Below are 24015 nucleotides of genomic sequence, written 5' to 3'. Positions count from 1 at the left end.
TAGACGAGGCAGAAAGAGCGGTAAATGGGAAAACTCCCACACAAAAACCCTGAACCATAATGGCTCAGGGTTTTAATCGGTCACATAAAGGCAACCACTTTCTCCTCTGGATGATTACGCGATTGTTCTTGTACTAAATCATACGTCAAACAGACCGGCTTATTTGTCCGCGGATCAGTAACGACATCTGCATCAATATGAAAGACGTCTCTTAGCACACGTTTCTCAATCACTTCCTCTGGTGTACCTTCTTTGATAATTTCACCTTTATGGATAGCCACAATATAATCAGCAAATCGAGCTGCCTGATTTAAATCATGAATCACCATCACGATTGTCCGACCTTCTTCTTTGTTTAGACGTTCAAGTAATTGAAGCACCTCTAGCTGATGCGCCAGGTCTAAGTAAGTAGTTGGCTCATCTAATATGAGAATTTCCGTTTCCTGTGCTAGTGCCATAGCGATCCAGACTCTTTGGCGCTGACCGCCGGATAAGGAATCGATAAATCGACTCTCAAATTCAGCTACACCTGTAATATCAATTGCCCATTTTATCATTTCATAGTCATGTTTCGTTAATTTCCCAAACCCTTTTTGGTGTGGAAAACGTCCATAGGATACAAGCTCAGCTACCGTTAATCCGCTAGGAGCTTCAGGTGATTGAGGTAAGACGCCCATTTTCTTAGCAATTTGTTTAGACGATTCTTTTTTGATCGCTTTGCCATCTAAGTACACAAAACCACCATTTACAGTTTGGATCCTTGCAAGTGACTTCAATATGGTCGACTTCCCGCACCCATTCGGTCCGATAATTGTCGTGATTTTATTTTCAGGAATATCCAAAGTCAAATCTTCCACAACTTGATGATCACCATAAGCAATGTCGACATGTTCAGTCGTTAACTTTGCCATGCAAAAGTCCTCCCTATTTATATGTAAGCCTGTTATGATTATATTCACGATAATGAAAATCATTATCATTAAAAATTATATTCGATAACTCTTTTAAATGCAAGGCATAACGGGGGAAGCAAACGCCAAGTTCACTTAAGACACTAAGTAGATCAGCACTAGGTACCTTGGTAGAAATCAGACTATCCGGCACAGGCCGATGGTCTTTTGTTTCGTCATTATAAGGGCTAAATAGAATCATACTATCTATTTACTTGCTGTCCACATTCACTTTACACTGATCATGTACTCTTAAATTAATTAAAAATTTAGAAAGGTGTGGTGATGTGAAAGAAAAAGCCCTAAGATCGAAACTGTCTGTTATTTTTATCATGATGATGATTGTTACAACGCTCTTGCCTCAAACCATCCTAGCTTCAGGAAGCGGCCATTGGTCCTCCCCTTACTCTGTAGATCAGGCTATTCATGATCAGGATGGAACAACACATGCTGTGGAAGGATTCGTGGTTGGTAAACCAATTTCATCAAGTTCGATTATTACTAATAATTTCCCCGATGACTACGCAATCGCTATTGCCGATTCAGTAAATGAAACAAACACGAACGAAATGGTCTATGTGCAGATCCCCTCACAATATCGTTCACAATATGGTCTTCAATCGAATCCGGACTTACTCGGTAAAAAAATTAAAATTGAAGGCTGTTTAGTAGATTATTATGCCCATCCAGGAGTTAAATGTTTATCAAATATAGAACGAGTCGATTCAGAATCTAAACCAGACCCTGACCCTGATACAGGAGAAAACTATTATAGTCCAGCAATCGGACTATCAGGTGAGGCTTTAAAACAAAGCTTACACAATATCATTGATGACCACGAAGAGTTATCCTACTCCGAGGCATGGGAAGCCCTCCGCAATACTGATGAAGACCCTGCCAATCCAAATAATGTAATTCTCCTTTATACCGGGCGATCCCAAAGTGAGAACTTAAATGGCGGTGATGTAGATGATTGGAACCGTGAACATGTATGGGCTAAATCCCATGGTGATTTCGGTACATCAATGGGGGCTGGAACCGATTTACATCATCTCCGTCCTACAGATTCCACGGTAAATAGCTCCCGTGGCAATAAGGATTTCGACAACGGTGGCGATCCACACCACGAAGCCGGTGGAAACTATGCCGACAGTGATTCATGGGAGCCTCGCGATGAAATTAAAGGGGATGTAGCCCGGATGCTTTTCTATATGGCGGTGCGCTATGAAGGGGATGTCTCTGATGAGGTTGATTTGCAGCTAAACAATCAGGTGAACAATGGCTCCAATCCATTTCACGGTAAACTTAATGCCTTAATTGAATGGCATAATGAGGATCCAGTCAGTGACTTTGAGCGTCATAGAAATAATCTGATTTATACACATTACCAAGAAAACCGCAATCCCTTCATCGACCACCCAGAGTACGTACAACATATTTGGTAATCTAATGTGCCATAATTTGTCAGACCAGGTCATCCATTCATTTCCTTTCATAAAAGGGTGATTTGTTGTGCTTATCACATTCTATTCAAATAGAGTATTACTCTTATCCTTTTCTTTAGCTTACTATAGTATTATCTAATTCAATGGAAGAAGGCGATGGAATGTCTGAGAAAATGAAACAGCGTGTGAAGGAAACTTTTTCTAAAAATAATGAAGCTTATGTCCAAAGCAAAGTTCACAACAACCAGTCTGATCTGGACTTAGTTACACAATGGCTCAAACCAAATTCTTCCTGGACTGTTCTGGATATTGCTACAGGTGGTGGCCATGTCGCCAGGCAATTAAGTCCATATGTGAAAACAGTGTTCGCAACTGATTTAACAGAAAAGATGCTTGAGAATACGGCATCCCATCTCACATCATTCGATAATATTCATTATGTGATTGCGGATGCTGAGGAATTGCCTTTTCTTCAGTCCAGTTTTGATGTAGTGACGTGTAGAATTGCACCTCACCATTTCCCACATCCCGATCAATTTATCTCAGAGGTACAGAGAGTACTTAAACAGGGTGGATACTTTATAATGATTGATAATATAGCCTCGGAAAACAATGACCTAGATCACTTTTATAACACATTAGAAAAAATGAGAGACCCAAGCCATGTCAGGGCATTGAAAATATCTGAGTGGGAGAAGCTTTTTCTTAAGTACGATCTTCAGCTGAAGGAGCAATTACAACGTAAGAAAAACCTACCTTTCTCAGATTGGCTTAATAGGACACTTGATAATGAGTCAGAGAAAAAACAAGTGGTAAGCTTTATTGAAAATGCAGAAGATCACGTGAAATCATATTTTGCTTTTCAGAAGAAGAAAGGTGAGATGATTGATTTTTCGATCGATGAATGGATGGTCATGACTGTAAAACAATGAACGGTTGAGGGAAACATCTAGAAAATACAGGAAGACCAGGTTATACATTATTTGGAATTAAATCCAATGTAAGGATGACCTGGTCTTCTTCTTTATATTTAAGATACTTGTTTTTTTGTTTCGCTTTTATCAACAATCGTGGTTCCAACTAGATCGCCGGTTACATTCAATGAAGTCGCTGCCATACCGAGCAGCACATCAACTCCAGCTATTAAAGCGACCACTTCTACGGGAAGGCCAGCTTGAACGAGAACGGTTGCAAGTGTAATTAACCCCGCTCCAGGCACTCCAGCTGTACCGACCGAGGCTAGCGTACCCGTAAGTACGATGCCAAGCATTTGTGGAATCGTTAAATCTAACCCTACTACGTTTGCAGCAAACACTACGGAGACGCCGACACGCATGGCAGCACCATCCATATTCATCGTAGCACCTAACGGCAGACTGAAGCCGTATAACCTCTCCCTAATCCCAAGTCTCTCAGCGGAACGCATCGTGACGGGAAGTGTACCTAAGCTGCTGCGAGTAACAAAGGCTGTTAACGTCGCTGTACGTGAATGTGCAAAAAATTTCTTTAGCGAAACTCCGAAGAAAAATAGTATAACATAGTAAAGTCCATATTGAATAAGTACCCCTGCATACACAACACCTACAAACAGAAGCAATCCATTAAGAGAATCCGCCCCCTGTGTCCCGATCGTCGTTGCGATTAAAGCAAACACACCAATTGGAGCATATTCTAAAACCCAGTCCATGATGCGGAATGTGGCTTCTGATCCTGCCTCAAAGGCAGTATGAAGTTTCTTACCATAGCCGCGAATTTGCGGTTTTCTAGAATCGCGCATTGTACCTATCGCTAAGCCAAAGGCAATCGCAATAAAAATAATTTGCAGTAAGTTTAGTTCGGTAAAGGCTGTCACCATATTTGTTGGCACAATGCCAAGCAAGATGTCAACGAACGATGGTGTATCCGGGACTTCCACACTTGCCCCACTCGGGATAGATAGCCCGATTCCCGGATTAACCCATGATGCTATAACCAAACCAATCGTTAATGCGAGTGCCGAAGTTACTATATAAAAACCGAGTACCTTCACGCCCATCCGACCAAGCTGTTTTGGTGTCGTTTGGTTCAAGCCTGTAATGATAGTGAATAAGAGCATCGGAATAATAAGGAATTTTAGTAAGCGCAAGAACAAGTCGCCAAACGGCTGCACGACATCTATAGAGGGACCAAAGATAAATCCAGCAGCAATCCCTAACAGGAATGCTACGCCAATTTTCCAAATGAGCGAAACATTACGATAAGACCTCCATAATTTACTCATGTTGTTTCCTCCTTCTGTTGTCATTCATATAACCTAGTAAGTTCGTTGGTTATATTACTACACGTTTAAAAAGGATACAACTAATTGAACTTTAGTCTACTTTCCGTAGGACTGGAAAGCATACAAATAAGACAAACACGCTAACCATTAATGGAAAAGCACTCCAGAAAAGGATCGCTTGAATGGAAATTCCTAGACTAAGGATGAAGGAAGTAGCGGCATAGGAAAGCGGCATTAATCCAAATGATGCCATCCGAATTAGGCTCATGACTCAGCCAATTTTGTCTGTATCCGTATATTCTTGAATCATTGAAATAAGCGGAATGTTCACCGAAGGATTCAATACGCCGAGAAAAATAATGATTACAACCGCCAGCCAAATCGTGTTTGTTTGACTGAAAGATAAGATGACAAGGGCTTGTGCTGCCATAAGGAAAAGAGCATACGAGCCACGTTTTCTCCGAAGATTAATTACACCCATCATGATTGACCCGACAATCATGCCGAACGTCAACCCTCCTTGAACATAGCTATAATCCAGTGCACTTCCATCGAGAAAACCTTCAACAAAAATCGGCAGCCCCATAAACAGCGGACCTGATAAAAAGAAATTCACAACAATTGCGATAATAAACAGCGCCTTAAGCAGGGTGGAATTCCATAGGTAAGTAAATCCCTCTTTTAGCTGATCCCAAAACCCCGGTAAGTCGTCTGATTTTGCCTTCGTTGGTTTATTCGTTCGTACAAATTGAACACAAAGGGCTCCAATAAACAAACACCAATGAGCAAAAATAGTATCCCATACCCTGATATCCCAAGTACGATTCCGGCGAGTAACGGACCAGAGAAAAGTGCCACCTGCATCGTCCCTTGGATTATCGAGTTCGCACGGGTCAGCAGTTCAGGATGGACGACGACAGGTAAAATCGAGTCGCGTGCAGGTTCAAAAATCCCTCCTAATGTGCCAAACAAAATGGCGTTCACCACTAAAACCCAAAGCGGAACCGGTTGGGCAAACACAAATAACAGGACAAGCACCAAGGCGAGAAACGCGCTTGACAAATCGGACAAAAACATAATCCGTGACTGATCTTTGCGATCTGATAGAACACCGCCCACCATCATAAATATAATCCTTGGTACTGACAAAGAAATCAACACAAGCCCCAATGCCACTTCAAGCCCCAGCCCCTGCACTACATACCAGGACTGCACGAACATAAACATCGACATACTTAAGCTGGAAAAAAGTGATGCCACCCATAACATCACAAAGAAACGCGTTCTAAATAACGAGTCCCCCTCGTTTACCGATTCCACAGCTTGTTGTGTTTGTTCCACTTGATCCACTCCCTTTAAAAATTAATTACCCAGTAAATTTTATTTAACCGAATTAGTAAAAAGAAAGCCTGAGTCAGTTTTCATCTTCAGGCTTCTTACGTTCAAATATTGGCTCATCTACTTGAATCCCTAACGAATGGAAATAATAAGTTTTCGCGTCCGGTGAAGGATTTTGTTTCTGAATTTCACTCAACTGCTCCATCAATGAAAAATATTTTTTCAACCATGCCTTAAAATCATTCTCTGTTGCCTTGAATTCAAACGCGCCTGATAAATACTTCCACTCGGAGGGGTCTTGTGAACCAGTCTCATCGTGCAGCGCTTCTTCTGGTGCACTTAACACTCGCTTCTGAGATCGTTCAAGCATATTAATCATCATTTGCCGTACCGTTTCGCTCATTTCTTCAGGATGAGGTAGTAATGAACGATCGGCCACAAAGCCGCTTGCTACAGACTGGTAAAACTTCTGTACAATACCATTTTTCTCCTCTTTCTTAACTATGTGGACGAGATCGTTTTTCTCTAGCTCCTTTAAATGATAATGAATACGCGCCCTTGATAGATTGAAAACTTCTGACAGCTGCTGTCCTGTCATTGGTTTTTCCATTAATCGAAGCAGCAATTGAGAACGAAACGGGTCACTTAATACCTTTAACTGTTCATGGGTGGTTAGCAGTTGTATATCTTTCATAAATAACTCCTTTTACACGGTAAAATTTATTTAACTATATGATATACCAAATCCATGAATTGTAAAGTCAATTAGGGAAAAATTAAAAATAAAGTTATTTTACAGGTCCACTAGGTAAGGAGTAGTGTCTTATGAAACAATTAACAAACGAATACCTAAATGAAGCCATCGAAGACTGCAGACCTTATGCGGTTAATGGAAATGTAAACACTTCACTCCCTAATTTTGATGATACATTGAGAGATAAACTGGGAGTATCAATTATGACGACTGATCAAAGTGTGTACTCTGCAGGAAATTCAACTCATTGCGTTCCCATGCAAAGCACTGCAAAAATTATTGCGCTTATGCTGGCTTTGCATGATTTCGGAAAAGAACGTGTCTTTCAAACAGTAGGCATGGAGCCGACAGATGAGATGTTTAATTCCATTGGTGCAATTGAATCCCATGACAAAGTTAAACCATTTAATCCTATGGTTAACGCTGGTGCGATCGTTGTTTGTTCACTGATAAAAGGAGGAAACAACGACAATCGTTTTGATCGTTACTTACGTTTTTTGAAACAAATGACCAATAATAATGAGTTGGCTATGGACGAATCTGTTTATCAAGCGGAAATAGCTAATGGCGCTCGCAATCGTTCATTGGCCTACTTCATGCAAAGCACAGGAGCGTTAATCTTCGATGTTGAAGCAGCACTGGACCTTTACTTTCGAATAAACGCAGTGATGATGTGCTGTGAGGATTTTTCCAGAGTTGGGTTACTTCTAGCACGCGACGGCGTTGATCCGGGTGGAGAGAGACTGATCCCTCCCCACCATTTACGTACAGTAAAGGCGATCATGATGACCTCGGGAATGTATAATTCTTCGGGAGAATACGCTGTTGACGCCGGATTCCCTTGTAAAAGTGGGGTTTCCGGCAGTATTATTGGGGTAGTCTCAGGTCGTATGGGTATTGGAATTGTTGGTCCGGCTATTGATAAAAAAGGAAACAGTACAGCTGGAGGAGCACTTATTAAAAAACTATCCAGGGATTTAAAGTTAAATATGTTTCGGACTGAAACGTTATAACCCATTTATTTTTTCCAAAAGCAAACATCCCACTTCTGACTGTATGGTAAAAGGGATAATGCCATGAATGTACACTGAAGCCTTAATGGTGATGATAGCTAATTGTGACCTTAATCGCCCTCATCATGGCAATTATACGCATTAAAAAACAGACACCCTGTCAGCTAAAACGGGGTATGTCTATTTTTTCCAAATTAGGCCGAACCCTATTCGAACCACTACCTAGGATCACGGTTCATACCTCTTATGTTTATCCTATTTCTGCTTTTATCATTGTGTTGTTTCATACAAGTAAAAGATATAATCAGTCGAGGCACCTTCATAGCCTAGCTGTCTTAACATGGCTGTAATGTTTCCCCGATGATATGTACCATGATTCACCACATGCTGAATAAGATCTGAATAGGAAGCGGTTAGTGTTCCAAACTCCGGATGTTCAACCGTTATCTGCTCCTCACCCTGTTTATCTTGAAGAAAGAGCCTGTACTCTTGAGCAAGATTTGCAAACAGCTCCTCCATATCCTCAATACTGCCTACCTTAGCTTCGTCTGTCCATTGGTCGATTGAACGGCAGATCTCAGCAAAGCTTTTTCCGGAGATCGCTCCCGAGCCAGAGATGATCAACGACATACACGTGTGCAAACACTTCTGATAACGAACGAAACACACTCTGCACTTCCTTTTCAAAGAGGTCTCCTGGAAGTTTCCTTAAATGGCTGAACGTTTTTTCATAGGCCCATACATGGAAATCATACTGCTTCATAATTGCAATACTCCCCTCTCTTATTGGGTAATGGTATATTTTAATATTACCTTAAACAGAAGAAAATTGCTGAAAGAGGTTATTCAAGATGCTTGTAAATGACTGTACTATACACTTGCGACTTCGCCTTTGGATCAATAAATGATTTGGCACTGTTCACAGCCGCCATCGCCTCGTTAAATCCTGAAGCGATCAGCATCATTTTACTTGGGTAAATCGCAGCATCTCCCGCGACAAACACACCTTCTATTGATGTTGCCATATCAGTCCCTACAGGAATACGCCCCTTTTCTGTCGTAAGCCCCCATTGGTCATACAAACTCTTGTCAATCTGCAACCCTTCGTAAACGAGCAGATGGTCAGTCTGGATGTGTTCCCCATTGTTGAGAACAACACCTTCAAGCTCCACTTCCGTACCTTTAAGCTGTTCCACTTTTGCTTCCATATGAACCTGGACACTGGATTGCTTAAGCTTTTCAACATCATTTTCATAAACAGCCTTAAATTCTGAGCCTCGATTGATAAGATGGACGGCTGAGGCCACGTCTTCTAAGGCAAGTGCCCAATCTACACCAACCCGGCTCTCCGAAATCACAACGGCTTTCTGTCCTGTATATTGCATCAGATTTTGGATCGTATAATGAATGTGTTTTCCTTCATAAAGATGGCTTCCCTCTACATCTAGAGGACGCATATCATAAGTTCCTAAACCTGAAGCAACAACCACCGTTTTGGAAAAATGTTTTTCACCAGTTAACGATGTCAGCATAAATGTTCCGTCTTCCTGCTTATCGATGGCTCGAATTTTCTGTCCCATTACGAATGTTGGCCGGACACTTAAGGCTTGTTCTTTAACATCGGCTACGAGATCATCCCCAAGTATTCCAAGGAACCCGCCGACATCATAAATCTTTTTTTCCGGATAGAAAAAGGAAACCTTACCCCCAAGATCTGGCTGATATTCAATCACTTTCGTTTTCATATCACGCATTCCACTGTAAAAAGCCGTATATAATCCTGTTGTTCCACCGCCGATAATGGTTACATCATAAAGTTCACTCATTGGTCCTGTCTCCTTTATTAGTTCGTTTTCATGAGCAGATAGATAAAGTAAGGTGTGCTTACAATGGTTACGACAATACCAACTGGAATCTCCGCCGGGGCGATAATATTTTTTCCGATGGTTTCAGCAACAAGTAAAATTAAGGAACCTAGTAATGCAGTAACCGGAAGGAGCTGCTGGTGTTTAGGTCCAACAATTCTTCTGGCAATGTGCGGAGCGACGAGACCTAGAAAGGCAATGCCGCCAGCAGCAGCTACGCACAATCCTGCTATAGCAACGGCTAATAATAATAGAAACCGGCGCTCCCTCTCAACTCGGGCACCCAAGCCGACAGCCATTTGCTCACCCAAGTTTAAGATATTGATGACAGGGGATTTATATAGGCTGTAAATGATCAAAGCGATAATCCATGGCAACAGGGCTAGTACAAAGCTCCAGCTTGATCCCCAAATGTCCCCGGACAGCCATACTAATGCCTTCGTGAAATCTTGTGGGTTCATTTTAATTTGAAAAACGATCAGGGCGGCACTAAACCCAGCGTTGACACCGATCCCAACAAGAATCAGCCTTACAGGATTCACCCCTTTTTTCCATGCCAAAAAGTACACAAGAATAGCCGCTGTGAACGCCCCAATCAAGGCAAATAGCGGAAGAATGTAGACACCGAGTCCACTGATACTGGCCATTGAACTTTGAAAAAAGAAGATATACACAACAACCGCTAAGCCCGCTCCCGTGTTGATCCCCAATATACCAGGGTCAGCCAGTTCATTTTTCGTGACTCCCTGTAAGATCGCACCGGAAACACCAAAGCCGGCGCCAACTAGCAAGGCTAATACCAGTCGTGGCAGACGAAAGTCGAATAATACGAGTTCCTGCCTTTCATCTCCTAATCCTAATAATGTACGAATCACATCATTCGGTGCAATTTGCACAACTCCTGTATTTAAACTGACGAACAGCATCACCAAGATAAGAACGAATAAGCTGCTCATCGTCCACCAAAAACGACTGCGGCCTTGTATGGAAAAGTGCTTCATTATAACCCGCTCCTTTCTCCGCGAGCGAGGTATAGAAAGAACGGCACACCAATACAGGCCGTAATGGCACCAACTGGTGTTTCATACGGCGCATTAACGAGCCGAGCACCAATATCAGCAATGACGAGAAGCAATCCGCCAAGAACTGCAGACACCGGAATAATCAAACGGTAGTCCGTTCCAACGAGAAAGCGTGCAATATGCGGAATCACAAGACCCACAAACCCTACTGTTCCTGCTACAGAAACAGCTGCACCCGTCAAGACAAGCACAACGATTACACCAAGGGTTTTAACGACCAGCGTGTTTTGGCCAAGTCCTTTTGACACTTCTTCTCCTAAACTTAAAATGGTTACAGCCCGCGAAATGATCAAGGCTAATAGTAAACCAACGACTCCAGCGCCTAATAACAACTGTACTGACAGCCAATTCGTACCAGATAGATCTCCGGCATACCAGAAGCTCATTTGCTTGGCCACTTGAAAGTGAAGGGAAAACGCTGAGGAAAGTGAGCTAAGCATACCCCCTACTGCGACACCCGCCAGTGCAAGTTTAACTGGGGTCAGTCCACCTTTTGAAAAAGATCCAACGGCAAACACAAGAATCACTGCTATCCCTGCCCCTGCGAAGGAAGCAAATGTCATACCAAGGTTTGTGACAGCAGGGAAAAAGATAAGCACGATAATTAAAGCAAAGGCCGCACCATGACTCACCCCCATAATGGAAGGAGAAGCAAGCGGGTTTCTCGTAAGACCCTGCATAACGGCACCAGAGACGGCTAAGAAGCTCCCAATAAGTGCGGCGCCGATCGCTCTTGGAAGTCTTAATTCCCTTATGACTTGATGGTTCGTAAGCTCTGGATCAAATACAAAAACAGCTTGCCATACCGTCGCAAGTTTAATATCGGTGACACCTAAGGCAACCGATAAACCTATTGATATAATAAGTGCAGCAATCCCGCAGATAAAAATAATCGCCGCACGGAAAACACGGCTCGTCAATCCTTCTATATGAGACTTCTCTAATTCGCTCAACGTCATTCAACCCTCTCTACTTCGTGCAGGCAACCTATATTAATTAAATTGAGAATCATTATCACTTAAACAAGTATATAATTCTCTTTCTCATAATTCAAGATTTTCTCCAAATACTAAACTAATAATTGACTGATTAAGTGAAAATGATTATCATTATCGTAGATAAAATGAAGATCACAGGAGGAAAGTCATGTTTAACAAAAAGATACGTTTACTAGTTAGTCTACTGTTCGTTCTTACGATCATAAGCGCTTGTGGAAGTGAGAACGGTGAAAGCTCTTCAAATTCAAATAATGAGGCAGAAAACAACAACAAAGAACGCACACTGCAGCATGCCTCAGGTGAGGTAACGATACCAGCCAACCCTGAGAAAATCATTGCTCCATACTTAGAGGACTCCCTTGTGGCCCTCGGGGTGACTCCTGCAGCACAATGGTCAATAGGTGATGACGTGATTGACTACCTGCAGCCACAGCTTGAAGGAGTTCCGAAAATTGCCTGGGATCTGCCTCCAGAACAAGTAATTAAGCATAATCCGGACTTGGTTATTTTCAGCTCCCCTTCCTCTTTGCAAAACGGAAGCTACGAAGATTACAATAAAATCGCTCCGACCTACGTGTACAAAGACGAGGTAAGCTCAGACTGGAGAAAGCAACTTACTCGAATGGGAGAAATTTTAAATAAACAAGATAAAGCCGAGCAAGCTCTGGCTGATTTTGACAAAAAGGTTGAAGAAGCCAAGGCAAGCCTGCAAACATCCATTGGCGATGAATCAGTAGCATTTGTCTGGGCAAAGGGTGATCAATTTTTCGTCTTTGAAAACACTCGTTATGTTGCTGAAACAGTGTACAACGAAATGGGCGTGACACAGCCTGAATTTATTAAAAATCTCCCTAAGGCAGAAGCCCAATGGAATCCGATTTCCTTAGAAAAATTAGGCCAGCTCGACGCTGATCATGTTTTCTTAATAGGATCAGAAGGCGAAGCCGGTTTTGAAACCCTCGACAACAGTTCGGTGTGGCAGAGTACACCTGCTGTCGAAAATAACCAAGTCTATACCATGAACGAACCGAGCCATTGGACGATCGATGGTGTGATTGCTCACAGTATGTCAATCGACAAAATCGTTGAAACGCTTACGAAATAAACTGCAAAAACTCCTAAAGTTAACTGGGTAAAGCCCGGATAGCTTTAGGAGTTTTTTTCACCTTTCAACGGATGATTTGCTAATACTTCCGGATAGCCCTCATTTCGATCCATTACACTCTTCGTAAAAAGCAGCGAGGAATAATCGTTTGTCCTTCACCACGGGCGAACTGTGCACTTCCTTAACGAGTTTCTCACCAATTCCTTCCCTCCAGAAGGAACGACGGAAAATTCCGCCGATAAGCTCTCCTCCTTCCGTAACAATAAATCGTTCCTCCTTTTTGATCATATCGTTCATACGACCACCTTTCCTATGCATTATCTTTGTTGATATACGCTTAAATGGATGATCACACACGAAGTAGACACCCTGGTCCAAGATGATTGTTCCTTAAGGCGACAGAATTGTTCCCTATCGTCAGACGATTCCTTAAGGCAACGGATTGTCCTCTAACATTTAATGATTGTTCCTTAACGCGGCGGGTTTGTTCCCTATTGAGAAATCACCATTCGTTTCTCCCTCTCTTCTAGCCAAAAAACCAAACCTCTACAAAATGTAAAGCTTATGTAAATGTTCCGAAAACAGCATTGCCTTTCCTGTTTCAATATCGTATATTGATATCGCAAGACGATATCAAAGGAGGAATGACTTATTTTAAGGGACTTTTTCCTAGGATCTATTAAAATACATATCCTTTACCATGCCGACGTTGAGCCGATTTATGGTGTTTTTCTAATGGAAGAGCTCGCTTCACATGGATATGAAATCAGCCCTGGCACTCTCTATCCAACGTTAAACTCATTGCACAAAAATGGCTTACTCCATAAATACGAGGAGACGGTAAATGGCAAGGTGAGGAAGTATTACAAAATTACAGATAAAGGCCGCTTGACGCTTGAAGAAGGAAGGCAACAGGTTCGTGAGCTCGCCCACGAAGTTCTTAATGAAAATCATAGGAGGAATGATTGATGAATAAACCTAAGGGGACTTTACTGGAAATATTGTTAACATCAACAAAGCTTGGCCTCACATCCTTCGGCGGGCCAGTTGCCCATCTCGCCTATTTTAAAGACGAGTACATTGATCGGAAGAAATGGCTAGATGACAAAACGTATGCCGATATCATAGCTTTGTGTCAATTTCTCCCTGGGCCGGCAAGCAGCCAAGTCGGGATTGCAATCGGAATGTTGCGTGGGGGACTACTCGGAGGTATTATATCGTTTCTTGGATTTACCCTCCCATCCATTCTAGTTTTAACTATCTTTGCACTGCTCTATCAAACATTTGATCTTGGAGACGCTGGCTTCATTAGTAGTTTGAAGGTCGTTGCAGCTGCTGTCGTTCTGCATGCATTAATTGGTTTAGGGAAAAAACTCACACCTGATACACCAAGAATAACAATAGCTATTGCGGCAGCCACCGTCATGCTTTTGTACCCTTCCGCATGGATGCAAATTTTAATCATTATTGCATCCGGACTTATTGGTTTAAAGCTTTTCAGCAAATTAGCTGATGCAAAAGCCACCCCTTTTCCGGTTACTTTTTCTAAAAAAGCAGGTGCTATTTCTTTAACGATCCTCCTTGGACTTCTTGCCCTGATGCCGATTATAGCAAATGCTACAGACCACATTCTCGTGAAGCTTTTCGATACGTTTTTCCGTGTTGGATCGCTTGTATTTGGTGGAGGCCATGTTGTCTTACCGATGATCGAGCGGGAAGTTGTGCCAACAGGATGGCTTACGGCTAGTGAGTTTCTAGCTGGGTACGGGATGGCACAGGCTGTTCCTGGTCCATTATTTACTTTTGCCAGTTACTTAGGAACAATGATTGAAGGGTTTACTGGAATGATCGTTGCTACAGTTGGTATCTTTCTGCCTTCGTTCTTATTCCTAATCGCTGCATTGCCCTTCTTAAATGAACTTAGAAAACGTCCGGCCTTTCAGGGATTGCTGATGGGTGTAAACGCGAGTGTTGTAGGAATTTTGCTAGCTGCTTTTTATGATCCTGTAATTACAAGTTCTATTCTAGATGGCAAGGACTTTGGACTTGCTGCGATCCTATTTGTTTGCCTTCACTTTTATAAAGTTCCAGCATGGGCAGTCGTTCTCCTTGGTGTTGGTGCAGGATACATTATTAATCTGTTATAATAGTACCAAGTTGTACGAATATTATTCCATGTAAACATAAATTTTCCTGATTTTTCTCGTGAAAAGATTGTAATATATGTAAGAAAGGAACGCATCACATTCCTAAATTACTAGGTCATTGGAGGGGTGACTGTGGCAAATGAACAAACTAGGTACTCTCGTCTGGCGCAAATTACTAAACTGATCAATACTAACCTTGAGTTAAGGGATGCCCTTGAACACGTCGTCACAGCGATCTCTGAAGAAATCGTCTCTTGTGATTCTGTAGGGATCTACTTACCTCAAGATGATGGAACGTATCGAGGTTTTGTCGGCAAGCCTGAGTTGATCAACGGGATGTCCCTGGAAACGCATGTGATAGATTTAGATATGGACCACCTTGCGAAAGAAGTGATTGAGACAAGAGAAGCCATTTATATACCAGATACATCGGTGGACGACAGGCCGGACCCTCGTAATGTTCAAGCCTTTCAAATTAAATCGCTGCTTGTGCTGCCTATGTCATATGAACAAGAGCTGTACGGCCTCGTATTCCTATTTGATTATGGAATTCCTATGAATCTAACAAACTCTGAAATTGAATCGATCGAGGCTTATGTGAATATGGCAGCTGTTGCCGTTAGAAATGCGAATAACTTAACACGTAAGGAAGACCTTATTTCGGAAAAACAGCTGCTGCTTAATGTCACACGTGACCTTTCCCACTGTTCTACGTTAAGAGAGGTAATGGATAAGTGTTTTGCCTATTTAGGTGAAGTATTAAGCAATCCAAACATCGGAGCACATTTCCTTGATCCTGTCGCCTCCCATCATGTACAACCAGCTAGTTTAAGCAAACATAGTGATTGGGCAGAAGAAGACTGGAAGCAGACCCATTACCGAGTAGGTGTTGACATTCATGAGGATCCTGTTTTTCAAGAAGTTGCTAAAACAAAGAAATCTATTCTGATCCCTGACACTCTTAACGATCCAAGACCGAGCCATGAGTTATGCTCAAACTTCGGCATTAAAGGGTTGTATGTGATTCCGTTTGTAGCGGTGGGGGAAGTTCTCGGCATGGTGGCGATCGTAAATCTTAAAGAAAAAGGGCACGTCTACTCTAGGTCTGCCATGCAGCTTGCCGAATCTATTGTTGATGCGACAGCCCCTGTATTGTCAAACTTGCTTTATATTGAAAAACAGGAAATGATCATCTCGGAACGAACATCTGAGCTGACCACTAAAAATCGTGAACTTGAACATATGATTACAGAAGTGAAACAAATCAGCCGGGTGAAGGAGCTCATCTTGAATTCCGCTGGGGAAGGCATTTTCGGACTCGATTTAGAAGGTACCATCACGTTTTGCAATCCTTCTGCAGCAAAAATCCTCGGCTTTTGTGACCAGCAGGAATTAATCGGGGAATCGTGCGAGGAAATTTTTGATATCAAGGATCCATTCCCTTTCAACTGTTTCCTTGAAGAGCAATTAAACAATAAGGGCGGAAACGAGGAATACTTCTACAAAAAGGACCGTTCTAAGTTCCCGGTTGAATATGTCATCACACCACAAATTGAACATGAAGAAACGGTTGGATACGTCATTACCTTTAAAGATGTAACCAGCCGCAAGCAAATGGAAGAGAAAATTAAGTATCACGCCTATTACGATAGTGTTACGAACATTCCTAACCGTCTCCTATTTCTCGACAGGTTAAGTCAAGCCTTAACTTTTGCTGAGCTTAACCATAGTTCTCTGGGCATCTTATTCTTAGACCTCGACCGCTTCAAGAAAATTAACGATACTTTTGGCCATGCGTTTGGGGACATCGTCCTTAGAAAAGTAGCTGAACGGCTCACAGTCACTCTTTCTAAAGAAAACACTGTTTCCCGCCAGGGCGGTGATGAATTCATCATATTACTGCCAAAAGTGTCTTCAGGAAGGGATGCTAAGGATTGGGCTTTTGCAATTTTGAAAGCCTTTTCTAAACCTTTCTATATAAACGGACAGGAGATTACTATTAAAACAAGTATTGGTGTCAGTCTTTTTCCACAGAATGGGATCAATTCCGAGCAGCTAATCAAACACGCAGATGTAGCTATGTACAAAGCTAAGGCACTCTCGGGGACCGTTTCCAGATTTACACCCCTGATATTGAAGACCGTTCTCTGGAAAGTATTGAACTGGAAAATGATTTGTATAAGGCGCTCACGAACAATGAATTTTTGTTACATTATCAGCCAAAGGTCAATACAAATACGAGTGAAATTGTAGGAGTAGAAGCATTAATCCGCTGGCAGCGTCCCAACAAAGGTATTGTTTTCCCAAATGAATTCATCCCATTAGCCGAAGAAACAGGCCTCATTATAGATATAGGTGAATGGGTACTTAAAAGGGCGTGTGAACAAACGAAAAGCTGGCATGACCAAGGGTACACGCCAATGACCGTTTCAGTCAACTTATCCCCACAGCAATTTAATCAAGATGAACTCGTTCAAAGTGTACAGCAAATACTTAAAGAAACTGAGCTCCCTCCCCAATGCCTGGAGCTTGAGCTTACAGAGAATTTGATTATCCATAATACAAACAACACTTTAGCTACCATTCATCAGTTAAAAGCTTTAGGCATAAAGATATCTATTGATGATTTTGGAACAGGCTTTTCATCCTTGGGTTATTTGAAAGACTTCCCTGTGGACACACTGAAAATTGACAAGTCTTTCATTGATGATATTTCCACGAATGAAAACAATGCGGCCATCACGAACACTATTATTACCTTAGCAAGCAGCTTGCAAATAAAAGTGATCGCTGAAGGCGTAGAAACACGAGAGCAAATCGACTTCCTTCAACAACATGGCTGCTATATGATCCAGGGTTTCTACTTTAGCCAACCGATCCCAGCCGATGATTTTATTCAAACGTTTTACCATAAATCCACTAAATTAAAGTGAGGATGCAAATTAATGAAAGCTATTCGAAGTGTATTGAATTATTTGCACTCAGGTAATGTATCTTATGTCTTTGGAATCCCGGCTGGTTCGGTAAATGCTTTTTTTGATGAACTGTATGACATGCCTGCGATTATCCCTATTGTAGCCAAGCATGAAGGGGCCGCTTCGTATATGGCTGCCGCCTATGCCAAATATTCACAGGAGCTTGCTGTCTGTATCGCCAGCAGCGGTCCAGGTGGAACAAACCTATTGACGGGTGCGGCTAATGCAATGCGCGAGCACCTGCCTATCCTTTTCTTAACAGGTGCAGTCCCTGTCAATACTGTCGGCTTGAATGCTTCCCAGGAGCTTGATGCGGACCCTCTTTATCAACCTGTAACGAAATACAGTGTACGTGTGGATCGGGCAGAGAATTTATTGTCAGAGGTGCACAAAGCTTGTGAAATTGCACTATCTGGTGTACCTGGCCCTGTTCATGTGGCCCTGCCGATCGATATTCAGCTGGAGGATATTCCTGACCCTTCGCTGCCAGCTTTCCCTGTGCGCACGTCGCTCATTCCCAATTTTCGTCAGATTGAAGAGGCTGTTCAACAACTGTCCTCAATGGACCATGGCTACATTTTTGCAGGGCAAGGAGTACGCAGATCTGTAGCTGATGTTTTAGAACTCGCTGAACGTTTGAATTGGCCAATCATCACTTCCCCTCAGGCAAAGGGACTATTCACGGATGACCACCCCCTAGTTAAAGGAGTGTTTGGTTTTGCGGGGCATGAGTCGGCAACTGAACTGGTCAACGAAGGTGGCAAACAAGCAGTACTCGTGCTCGGTTCGAGCCTTGGTGAGACTGCGACAAACAACTGGAATCCGAATATCACCAAGGATAAATTCACCATTCAAGTTGATTTTGACAAGGAAGTATTCGGCCGTAAATATCCGGTTGATTTACCTATCATAGGTGATGTCTCTATGTGTGTGTCGGAGCTTAACAATGGCTTGAAGCGAATGGGATATGATAGAAAAACGTATCATCATCAGCCCCGCCAAGTGGAGGAAATCAATGGAGAGTACAGTACGAAAAATCTGCTGCTTACCCTTCAGAAGGAACTGCCTGCCACAACACGTTACACGATCGATATTGGCGAGTTCATGTCATATGTGATCCATCATATGAACGTGCTTGAACAGGACTCCTTTGATATAAATGTCCATTTTGGTGCAATGGGGACGGGATTGGCAGTGCGATTGGCGCAAAATTAGCTGAGCCGGAGCGTCCGACTGTCAGTATTACAGGGGACGGCTGCTTCTTTATGCATGGGATGGAGCTATTAACAGCCAAAGAGTACAACATCCCTGTTTTATTTGTGATTATGAACAACGCACGCCTTGGAATGGTGCATCATGGCCATTCCCTTCAGTATAAACGGGCTCATGAACGGTTTGCCCAGCAACCTGTTGATATCGCTGCAATGGCAAGGACGCTAGGTATCCCTAGTATGCGGATTGATGGAATGAGCGACCTTGATGGAGAATCTATTGGGAATCTATTAAATGCCAAGGGACCAGCTATTTTAGAGGTGGCTTTAGTTGATGACCGTGTCCCGCCGATGGGCGATCGAGTCAAATTCCTGTCCTCATTTGGGAAATAAATTTTTGTAAAAACAATTCCTCTAAGATTTAAAAAATAAACTGGAGACAGGCATTGGGCCTGTCTCTTTTGTATGTCTAAATACCGAACTTTTCTCTATACACTTGTCCTCTGCCTTTATAACGACTAAGATGGAAGCGACGCACAACTTTGAAAGGAGATAGACGAATGAAAATTAAGCTATTGATCCTTACAACCTTTGTACTCGGCAGCCTAATGGCCGGTTGCTCGAGCAATCATTCAGAGGAAGAAGCACAGCCCTCATCTTCACAATCTCAGACTCAACCTCAGTCAACACAACATTCAGAAAACCACATAGTACATGGTGATAAACGCGTAGAAACACCCAGCTATGAGGTTATGCCCGATTTTTTACAAAATAAGTCGGAGGATATGCAGCTTATTTATACATCCGCCTCCCAGCATAAAGATTTGTTAGAACAAATCCCATGCTATTGTGGCTGCGGCGACTCCGTTGGACATAAAAATAATTACGACTGCTTTATTCATGAAAATAAAGAAAGCGGGGCCATTGTTTGGGATGACCATGGCACGAAATGTGGGGTCTGCCTAAAAATTGCTGCCGAAGCCATGGTTGAATATCAGAACGGCAAGTCCGTGAAGGAAATTCGTGAGCAAATTGATGAGAGCTATAAAGAGGGATACGCTGAACCTACCCCTACCCCAGCTATTTAAAAACCCGCCCTCCGCGGGTTTTTTCATGCCGTTTGATTTTGTTCTATCAAGCCTGCCATCTGCTTTTTCATACAGATCTTTGCCCGATAAAGCCGAGATTTTACGGCAGACGGAGATAACTCCAGCTTCTCAGCAATCTCAGCCTCCTTCAAATGCCCATAATACTTCAAGTGAAACACTTTACGCAGCTTCGAAGACAGGGTCCCAACTTCTAGCCGGACCACTTCCTCCATTTCTCTTTCTTCACAATGCTCCTCCACAATGGAACGAGTTTCACACCTCTGTAAAAGAAGTTCCTCGACTTCCGCAACGACAACTTTCTTTTCTCTACGTAAAAAGTCTATCGAGGCCCTTGTTGCTGTCGTTGAAAGCCAAGCGCCTATTTTATCAATTTTCTCGATTTGATCTATTTTTTGATAAGCTTTTATAAACGTTTCTTGAAGAATATCCTCCGCATGTTTATGGTCTTTTGTTACTCTAAAGGCTGCATGATAGACCCTGTGGTAATAAAATTGATAGATTTCCTCAAAGCCTTCGTTCATCTTTTTGTTCCTCTCCTTGATCATTTATTTAAAATGGTTTGTCATCCAATTTGGGGCCTTACTTGCTTCCAATGTGGTGACTCTTGAAATTTCTTCGTCAGCGAAATAAAAACCAACTAGATAGGTTCCTCCTGAAGACTCGCTAGCAGTCGAAATGGTCTCGGCAATCTTTTTCTTATCCGTTATTTCAAAGCCTTTTTCGCGAATAAGTGTTTGATACAGATCTTCCTCAGGATTGATCCCTTGATTCTTTTTAAGAATTTCTATTTTGTGCACGTCTTTTGCCTGTACAAACACTCTGTCGTATAACCCTTCATCTTTTAGCCATTGATTAAAATGGGTATAGCTTAACGGTAGCTCAGTATGATAATATTCATATCCAACCTCAACGTTAAAGCTTGCTGCAAGTCCACGTGGTTCCATCATATTCAGATACGTTTGACTTAATATATCCTTCTCCATAAGCTTGAAAGCTTTCTTTATTATTTCAGGATCATTTATCATTACAGGACGGACTTGAGGGGTAGGAGAATCTAGAGTCATTCGATCAACTTCTGACGGCTCTACGTGCAGTACATCATTTGTAAGAAGTTTATATTCTTCGCTGTTATATACCTCCTCCATATATGGAACCCTCTTATAATTAACTTGATATTCACGGAATACCTTTTCACCATTGCTAAGTTGATAGGCTAAGAAGATCGAGCGGTTTTGACTATCTTCTTCCATTACCTCCGCTTTATCTATTAAGCTCTTATGCACTTTCCGTACAGCTTCAATGTTACCGGGTTTGTTGATCAGTGGAGCCTCAAGTTCAAGCTTCCTTTGATAATCATGAAAGCTGGTACCGATGTACACATTTTTTATGTCACTCTTTTCCGGTAAGGCTGATTCATATCCGCTGGCAGCGATAGGTATTGTTAAAATGAGCACGATCATCACCGCTGCATAAGCCCCCATACCTTTGAGCTGCTTGACACTGAACACACGCCAGGTTTTTTGCAGGAGCATATCAGAGATCACAAAACCTATCACTGCACCTACTGCATACCCCATATACAACCAATAATGACTAGGTTGAGATCTTCCAAAATACGCCCCTCCGAGGAGCATAAAACAAAAGGTAACCCCATATTTAAAGACTGGTTTAAGAGGAAGGACAGCAATAGCCTGGGAGCCGTTCTCTAAATTACGATAGTTATAAATAAAGAGAGCAGCAATGTATAATAAGACAGCTATTCCTAGATAAATTAGTAGAACAGTAAATCCGGCAGGCAAATTCCCCTCTTCATTATTGACCATAGCTGGCTGGTACATCAGCAGCTCAAGTACAGGGGAAAATCTTTCAACCACTTGGGCTGTTGCCATTTCGTCAGAGAACCCTTTTACAAACAAATCCAAGTTATAGGAAATGAGTACGTAAATGCCAGCGGGGAACAGCAATAAAATGTAAGTTAACACACCTTGGACAGCCGACAATCCAGTTAATGAACCCACGAAAATGCTTGTAACAAATAGAAAGACCGAAAACACCGAAAAGACAGCCATCCAATAACTAAGGTCCCCGAGGGTGTAATAGTTTCCCACATCCCAGATGAAAGACGTAATAAATAGAATGGCACCTGTAATCAAAATGGGGAGAAGCAAAAGAAGAATCCCTGAGAACATGTGATAGTTAAACAAAGAGCTTCTCTTAATCGGCAGGCTATGAATAAAATCACCTGCTCCTCTTACATGCACATATCTAAATAAAAAGATAGCCATTAGTACAGGTATGATTAAAAGCAGAATTAACTGCATACCATATAAAAACATTGGATCAAATAAACCATTTTCCAAGTAGACTTCTCTACTTTCCGGACTGCTCATATCCATCATTAATTGGAGCGGCAAGATGAAAACTAGACCTGCAAAGTAAACTAAACTAACCCACCCTACATTTCTGAAATCTTGTTTAAAAATTTCCTTTTTAAACGATGATGTTTTCGATGGCATATCCTGCACCTCCCATTTCATAAATAAATATTTCTTCTAGTGTTAAAGGCAGACGATCGTACAAAACAGGGGAAAACCTTTCAACCGTTTCATTGATCGCATCTTCTTGTCCTCTAACTATGAGGAGATGGACGCTCCCCCGCTTTTCTTGATATAAAATATCCAGTCTCCGCTGAAGCGGACCTAAATCGTTATTTCGAAAGGCCACTTGGATTTTGTGTATATCTGTTTTCAAATCATCCAATTCCCTCTCAAGTAATACTTCGCCATTATGTAGGATCCCAATATGGTCACAAATATCCTCCACTTCACGCAGATTGTGGGAAGAAATAAGCACCGTCATTTCGCGCTCAGCCACGTCTTGTATGATTAAACTCTTAATCTTTCTTCTCATTACAGCGTCCAGTCCATCAAACGGTTCATCCAAGATTAATACGTCAGGCATAGTTGATAACGACAACCAAAATGTCGCCTGTCTTTGCATCCCTTTGGAAAACTGGTGCAATCTTTTATTTTCATCCAAATTAAACACAGTCTTTAGCTTTTGATAACGTTCCTCATTCCAATTTGAGTACATTTCCCGGTAGTACCTTGAAAGCTGTTTTACAGTGTATTGCGGAAAGAAATAAGGGGAATCCGGGATAAAGACGAGTCTGTTTTTGACAGATACATTCTCAAAAATCTCTTCCCCAAAAACATGAATCGATCCCGCTCCCTGCTTTAAAATGCCGCTGATCAAGCGCATAATTGTCGTTTTTCCTGCGCCATTTGATCCTAACAGCCCGTAAATCGACCCCTTTTCCACATGAAAGCTCACATCATTTACGACCATTTCTTTTTCAAAAGATTTGATAATATTTTTTACTTCAATCATGCTGAGATCCCCCTTTCACTTCATCAATTAATTCAACTATTTCTTGTGCGGTCATCCCAATGTACATGGCTTCCGCAATAAGTTTTCTTAATTCCAATCGCACTTCAGCCACCTTTTCTTTATCCTCAGATTGAAAAGTAGGGTTAACAAAACTCCCCTTCCCTTTCACAGAATAGATGTATCCCTGTGCTTCGAGTTCACGATAAGCCTTCTGAATGGTATTCGGATTGATCGTCAATTGCTGGGCTAGCTCACGTACAGACGGAAGTTTCTCATCCTGCTGTAAGACATCGTTAATAATCAGATGTTTGAGCTTCTCAACAAGCTGTTCATAGATGGGCATGCGGCTTCTTAAATCTAACTCAAACATAAA

The 24015-nt window shown here is 42.1% G+C and carries 22 protein-coding genes and 2 pseudogenes; 9 read left to right on the top strand and 15 right to left on the bottom strand.

Annotated features, from left to right (window positions below; genetic code table 11):
* Positions 1 to 80: 80 nt before the first annotated feature.
* A complete protein-coding gene (locus MUO14_RS13915) occupies positions 81 to 911 on the bottom strand; it encodes an ABC transporter ATP-binding protein (protein WP_244751259.1) in 831 nt (276 codons plus the stop codon).
* A 326-nt stretch (positions 912 to 1237) separates the two neighbouring features.
* Here MUO14_RS13915 and MUO14_RS13910 point away from each other — a divergent pair, with 326 nt between their 5' ends.
* Together MUO14_RS13910 and MUO14_RS13905 are read left to right on the top strand one after the other, a co-directional pair.
* Positions 1238 to 2395 (top strand): endonuclease, encoded by a 1158-nt coding sequence (locus tag MUO14_RS13910; RefSeq protein ID WP_396265577.1) that lies wholly within the window; start codon positions 1238 to 1240, stop codon positions 2393 to 2395.
* 161 nt (positions 2396 to 2556) lie between these two features.
* The gene (locus MUO14_RS13905; RefSeq protein ID WP_244751258.1) at positions 2557 to 3327 is read left to right on the top strand and encodes a class I SAM-dependent methyltransferase; all 771 of its coding nucleotides are present in this window, start codon (positions 2557 to 2559) and stop codon (positions 3325 to 3327) included.
* A gap of 98 nt (positions 3328 to 3425) precedes the next feature.
* Here the strand turns inward: MUO14_RS13905 and MUO14_RS13900 are convergent, their stop codons facing one another.
* From MUO14_RS13900 to MUO14_RS13890, 4 genes are all read right to left on the bottom strand, one after another.
* Positions 3426 to 4655, bottom strand: coding sequence for a dicarboxylate/amino acid:cation symporter (locus MUO14_RS13900; RefSeq protein ID WP_244751257.1), 1230 nt, complete (start codon positions 4653 to 4655; stop codon positions 3426 to 3428).
* A 271-nt stretch (positions 4656 to 4926) separates the two neighbouring features.
* Complete coding sequence (locus MUO14_RS24340) at positions 4927 to 5430, bottom strand: MFS transporter (protein ID WP_255822117.1); 504 nt, start codon at positions 5428 to 5430, stop codon at positions 4927 to 4929.
* Positions 5337 to 5996, bottom strand: a complete 660-nt coding sequence (locus tag MUO14_RS24335; protein WP_255822116.1) for an MFS transporter — start codon at positions 5994 to 5996, stop codon at positions 5337 to 5339. The genes MUO14_RS24340 and MUO14_RS24335 overlap by 94 nt, the downstream gene beginning before the upstream one ends.
* Before the next feature lie 73 nt (positions 5997 to 6069).
* A complete protein-coding gene (locus MUO14_RS13890; RefSeq protein WP_244751256.1) occupies positions 6070 to 6687 on the bottom strand; it encodes an ArsR/SmtB family transcription factor in 618 nt (205 codons plus the stop codon).
* A gap of 131 nt (positions 6688 to 6818) precedes the next feature.
* Between MUO14_RS13890 and glsA the strand changes: the two genes are divergently transcribed.
* Positions 6819 to 7760 (top strand): glutaminase A, encoded by a 942-nt coding sequence (glsA, locus tag MUO14_RS13885; protein ID WP_244751255.1) that lies wholly within the window; start codon positions 6819 to 6821, stop codon positions 7758 to 7760.
* 270 nt (positions 7761 to 8030) lie between these two features.
* Here the strand turns inward: glsA and MUO14_RS13880 are convergent, their stop codons facing one another.
* The 5 genes from MUO14_RS13880 to MUO14_RS13865 form a co-directional block, all read right to left on the bottom strand.
* Positions 8031 to 8390: a DinB family protein gene (locus tag MUO14_RS13880; protein ID WP_244751254.1), complete on the bottom strand. Its 360-nt coding sequence runs from the start codon at positions 8388 to 8390 to the stop codon at positions 8031 to 8033.
* The gene (locus MUO14_RS24330) at positions 8338 to 8523 is read right to left on the bottom strand and encodes a DinB family protein (protein ID WP_255822115.1); all 186 of its coding nucleotides are present in this window, start codon (positions 8521 to 8523) and stop codon (positions 8338 to 8340) included. The genes MUO14_RS13880 and MUO14_RS24330 overlap by 53 nt, the downstream gene beginning before the upstream one ends.
* Before the next feature lie 79 nt (positions 8524 to 8602).
* Entirely contained in the window at positions 8603 to 9586 is a 984-nt protein-coding gene (locus MUO14_RS13875) for an NAD(P)/FAD-dependent oxidoreductase (RefSeq protein ID WP_244751253.1), read from the bottom strand.
* A gap of 17 nt (positions 9587 to 9603) precedes the next feature.
* A complete protein-coding gene (locus tag MUO14_RS13870; protein ID WP_244751252.1) occupies positions 9604 to 10626 on the bottom strand; it encodes a FecCD family ABC transporter permease in 1023 nt (340 codons plus the stop codon).
* The gene (locus MUO14_RS13865) at positions 10626 to 11666 is read right to left on the bottom strand and encodes a FecCD family ABC transporter permease (protein WP_244751251.1); all 1041 of its coding nucleotides are present in this window, start codon (positions 11664 to 11666) and stop codon (positions 10626 to 10628) included. The genes MUO14_RS13870 and MUO14_RS13865 overlap by 1 nt, the downstream gene beginning before the upstream one ends.
* Positions 11667 to 11853: 187 nt before the next feature.
* Here MUO14_RS13865 and MUO14_RS13860 point away from each other — a divergent pair, with 187 nt between their 5' ends.
* Complete coding sequence (locus tag MUO14_RS13860; RefSeq protein ID WP_244751250.1) at positions 11854 to 12810, top strand: iron-hydroxamate ABC transporter substrate-binding protein; 957 nt, start codon at positions 11854 to 11856, stop codon at positions 12808 to 12810.
* Positions 12811 to 12909: 99 nt separating this feature from the next.
* On the opposite strand, the gene MUO14_RS13855 is transcribed toward MUO14_RS13860, so the two are convergent.
* Positions 12910 to 13107, bottom strand: a complete 198-nt coding sequence (locus tag MUO14_RS13855; protein ID WP_244751249.1) for a hypothetical protein — start codon at positions 13105 to 13107, stop codon at positions 12910 to 12912.
* Positions 13108 to 13461: 354 nt separating this feature from the next.
* Between MUO14_RS13855 and MUO14_RS13850 the strand changes: the two genes are divergently transcribed.
* The 5 genes and pseudogenes from MUO14_RS13850 to MUO14_RS13830 all read left to right on the top strand — a co-directional run bounded on the left by MUO14_RS13850 (position 13462) and on the right by MUO14_RS13830 (position 20231).
* Entirely contained in the window at positions 13462 to 13779 is a 318-nt protein-coding gene (locus MUO14_RS13850) for a PadR family transcriptional regulator (RefSeq protein ID WP_244755584.1), read from the top strand.
* Positions 13779 to 14957, top strand: coding sequence for a chromate efflux transporter (chrA, locus tag MUO14_RS13845; protein WP_244751248.1), 1179 nt, complete (start codon positions 13779 to 13781; stop codon positions 14955 to 14957). The genes MUO14_RS13850 and chrA overlap by 1 nt, the downstream gene beginning before the upstream one ends.
* 132 nt (positions 14958 to 15089) lie before the next feature.
* Positions 15090 to 17890, top strand: a pseudogene (locus tag MUO14_RS13840) (EAL domain-containing protein).
* A gap of 12 nt (positions 17891 to 17902) precedes the next feature.
* A pseudogene (locus tag MUO14_RS13835) lies at positions 17903 to 19536 on the top strand (thiamine pyrophosphate-binding protein).
* 167 nt (positions 19537 to 19703) lie between these two features.
* Positions 19704 to 20231, top strand: coding sequence for a PCYCGC domain-containing protein (locus MUO14_RS13830; RefSeq protein WP_244751247.1), 528 nt, complete (start codon positions 19704 to 19706; stop codon positions 20229 to 20231).
* Between the two features lie 23 nt (positions 20232 to 20254).
* Here the strand turns inward: MUO14_RS13830 and MUO14_RS13825 are convergent, their stop codons facing one another.
* The 4 genes from MUO14_RS13825 to MUO14_RS13810 are packed head-to-tail and all read right to left on the bottom strand — an operon-like array spanning position 20255 to position 24012.
* On the bottom strand, positions 20255 to 20773 hold the full coding sequence (locus MUO14_RS13825) for an RNA polymerase sigma factor (protein ID WP_244751246.1): 519 nt from the start codon (positions 20771 to 20773) through the stop codon (positions 20255 to 20257).
* 24 nt (positions 20774 to 20797) lie between these two features.
* Complete coding sequence (locus MUO14_RS13820) at positions 20798 to 22768, bottom strand: DUF6449 domain-containing protein (protein WP_244751245.1); 1971 nt, start codon at positions 22766 to 22768, stop codon at positions 20798 to 20800.
* Positions 22743 to 23642 carry an ABC transporter ATP-binding protein gene (locus MUO14_RS13815; protein WP_244751244.1) on the bottom strand — a complete coding sequence of 300 codons (900 nt, stop codon included), beginning with the start codon at positions 23640 to 23642 and terminating at the stop codon, positions 22743 to 22745. The genes MUO14_RS13820 and MUO14_RS13815 overlap by 26 nt, the downstream gene beginning before the upstream one ends.
* Complete coding sequence (locus MUO14_RS13810; protein WP_244751243.1) at positions 23635 to 24012, bottom strand: GntR family transcriptional regulator; 378 nt, start codon at positions 24010 to 24012, stop codon at positions 23635 to 23637. Before MUO14_RS13810 ends, MUO14_RS13815 begins: the two co-directional genes overlap by 8 nt.
* Positions 24013 to 24015 lie beyond the last annotated feature (3 nt).

Source organism: Halobacillus shinanisalinarum, from assembly GCF_022919835.1.
Lineage (GTDB): Bacteria > Bacillota > Bacilli > Bacillales > Halobacillaceae > Halobacillus_A > Halobacillus_A shinanisalinarum.
Note: the sequence above shows the minus strand (reverse complement) of the source record. Positions and strands in the feature narration are given on the sequence as shown.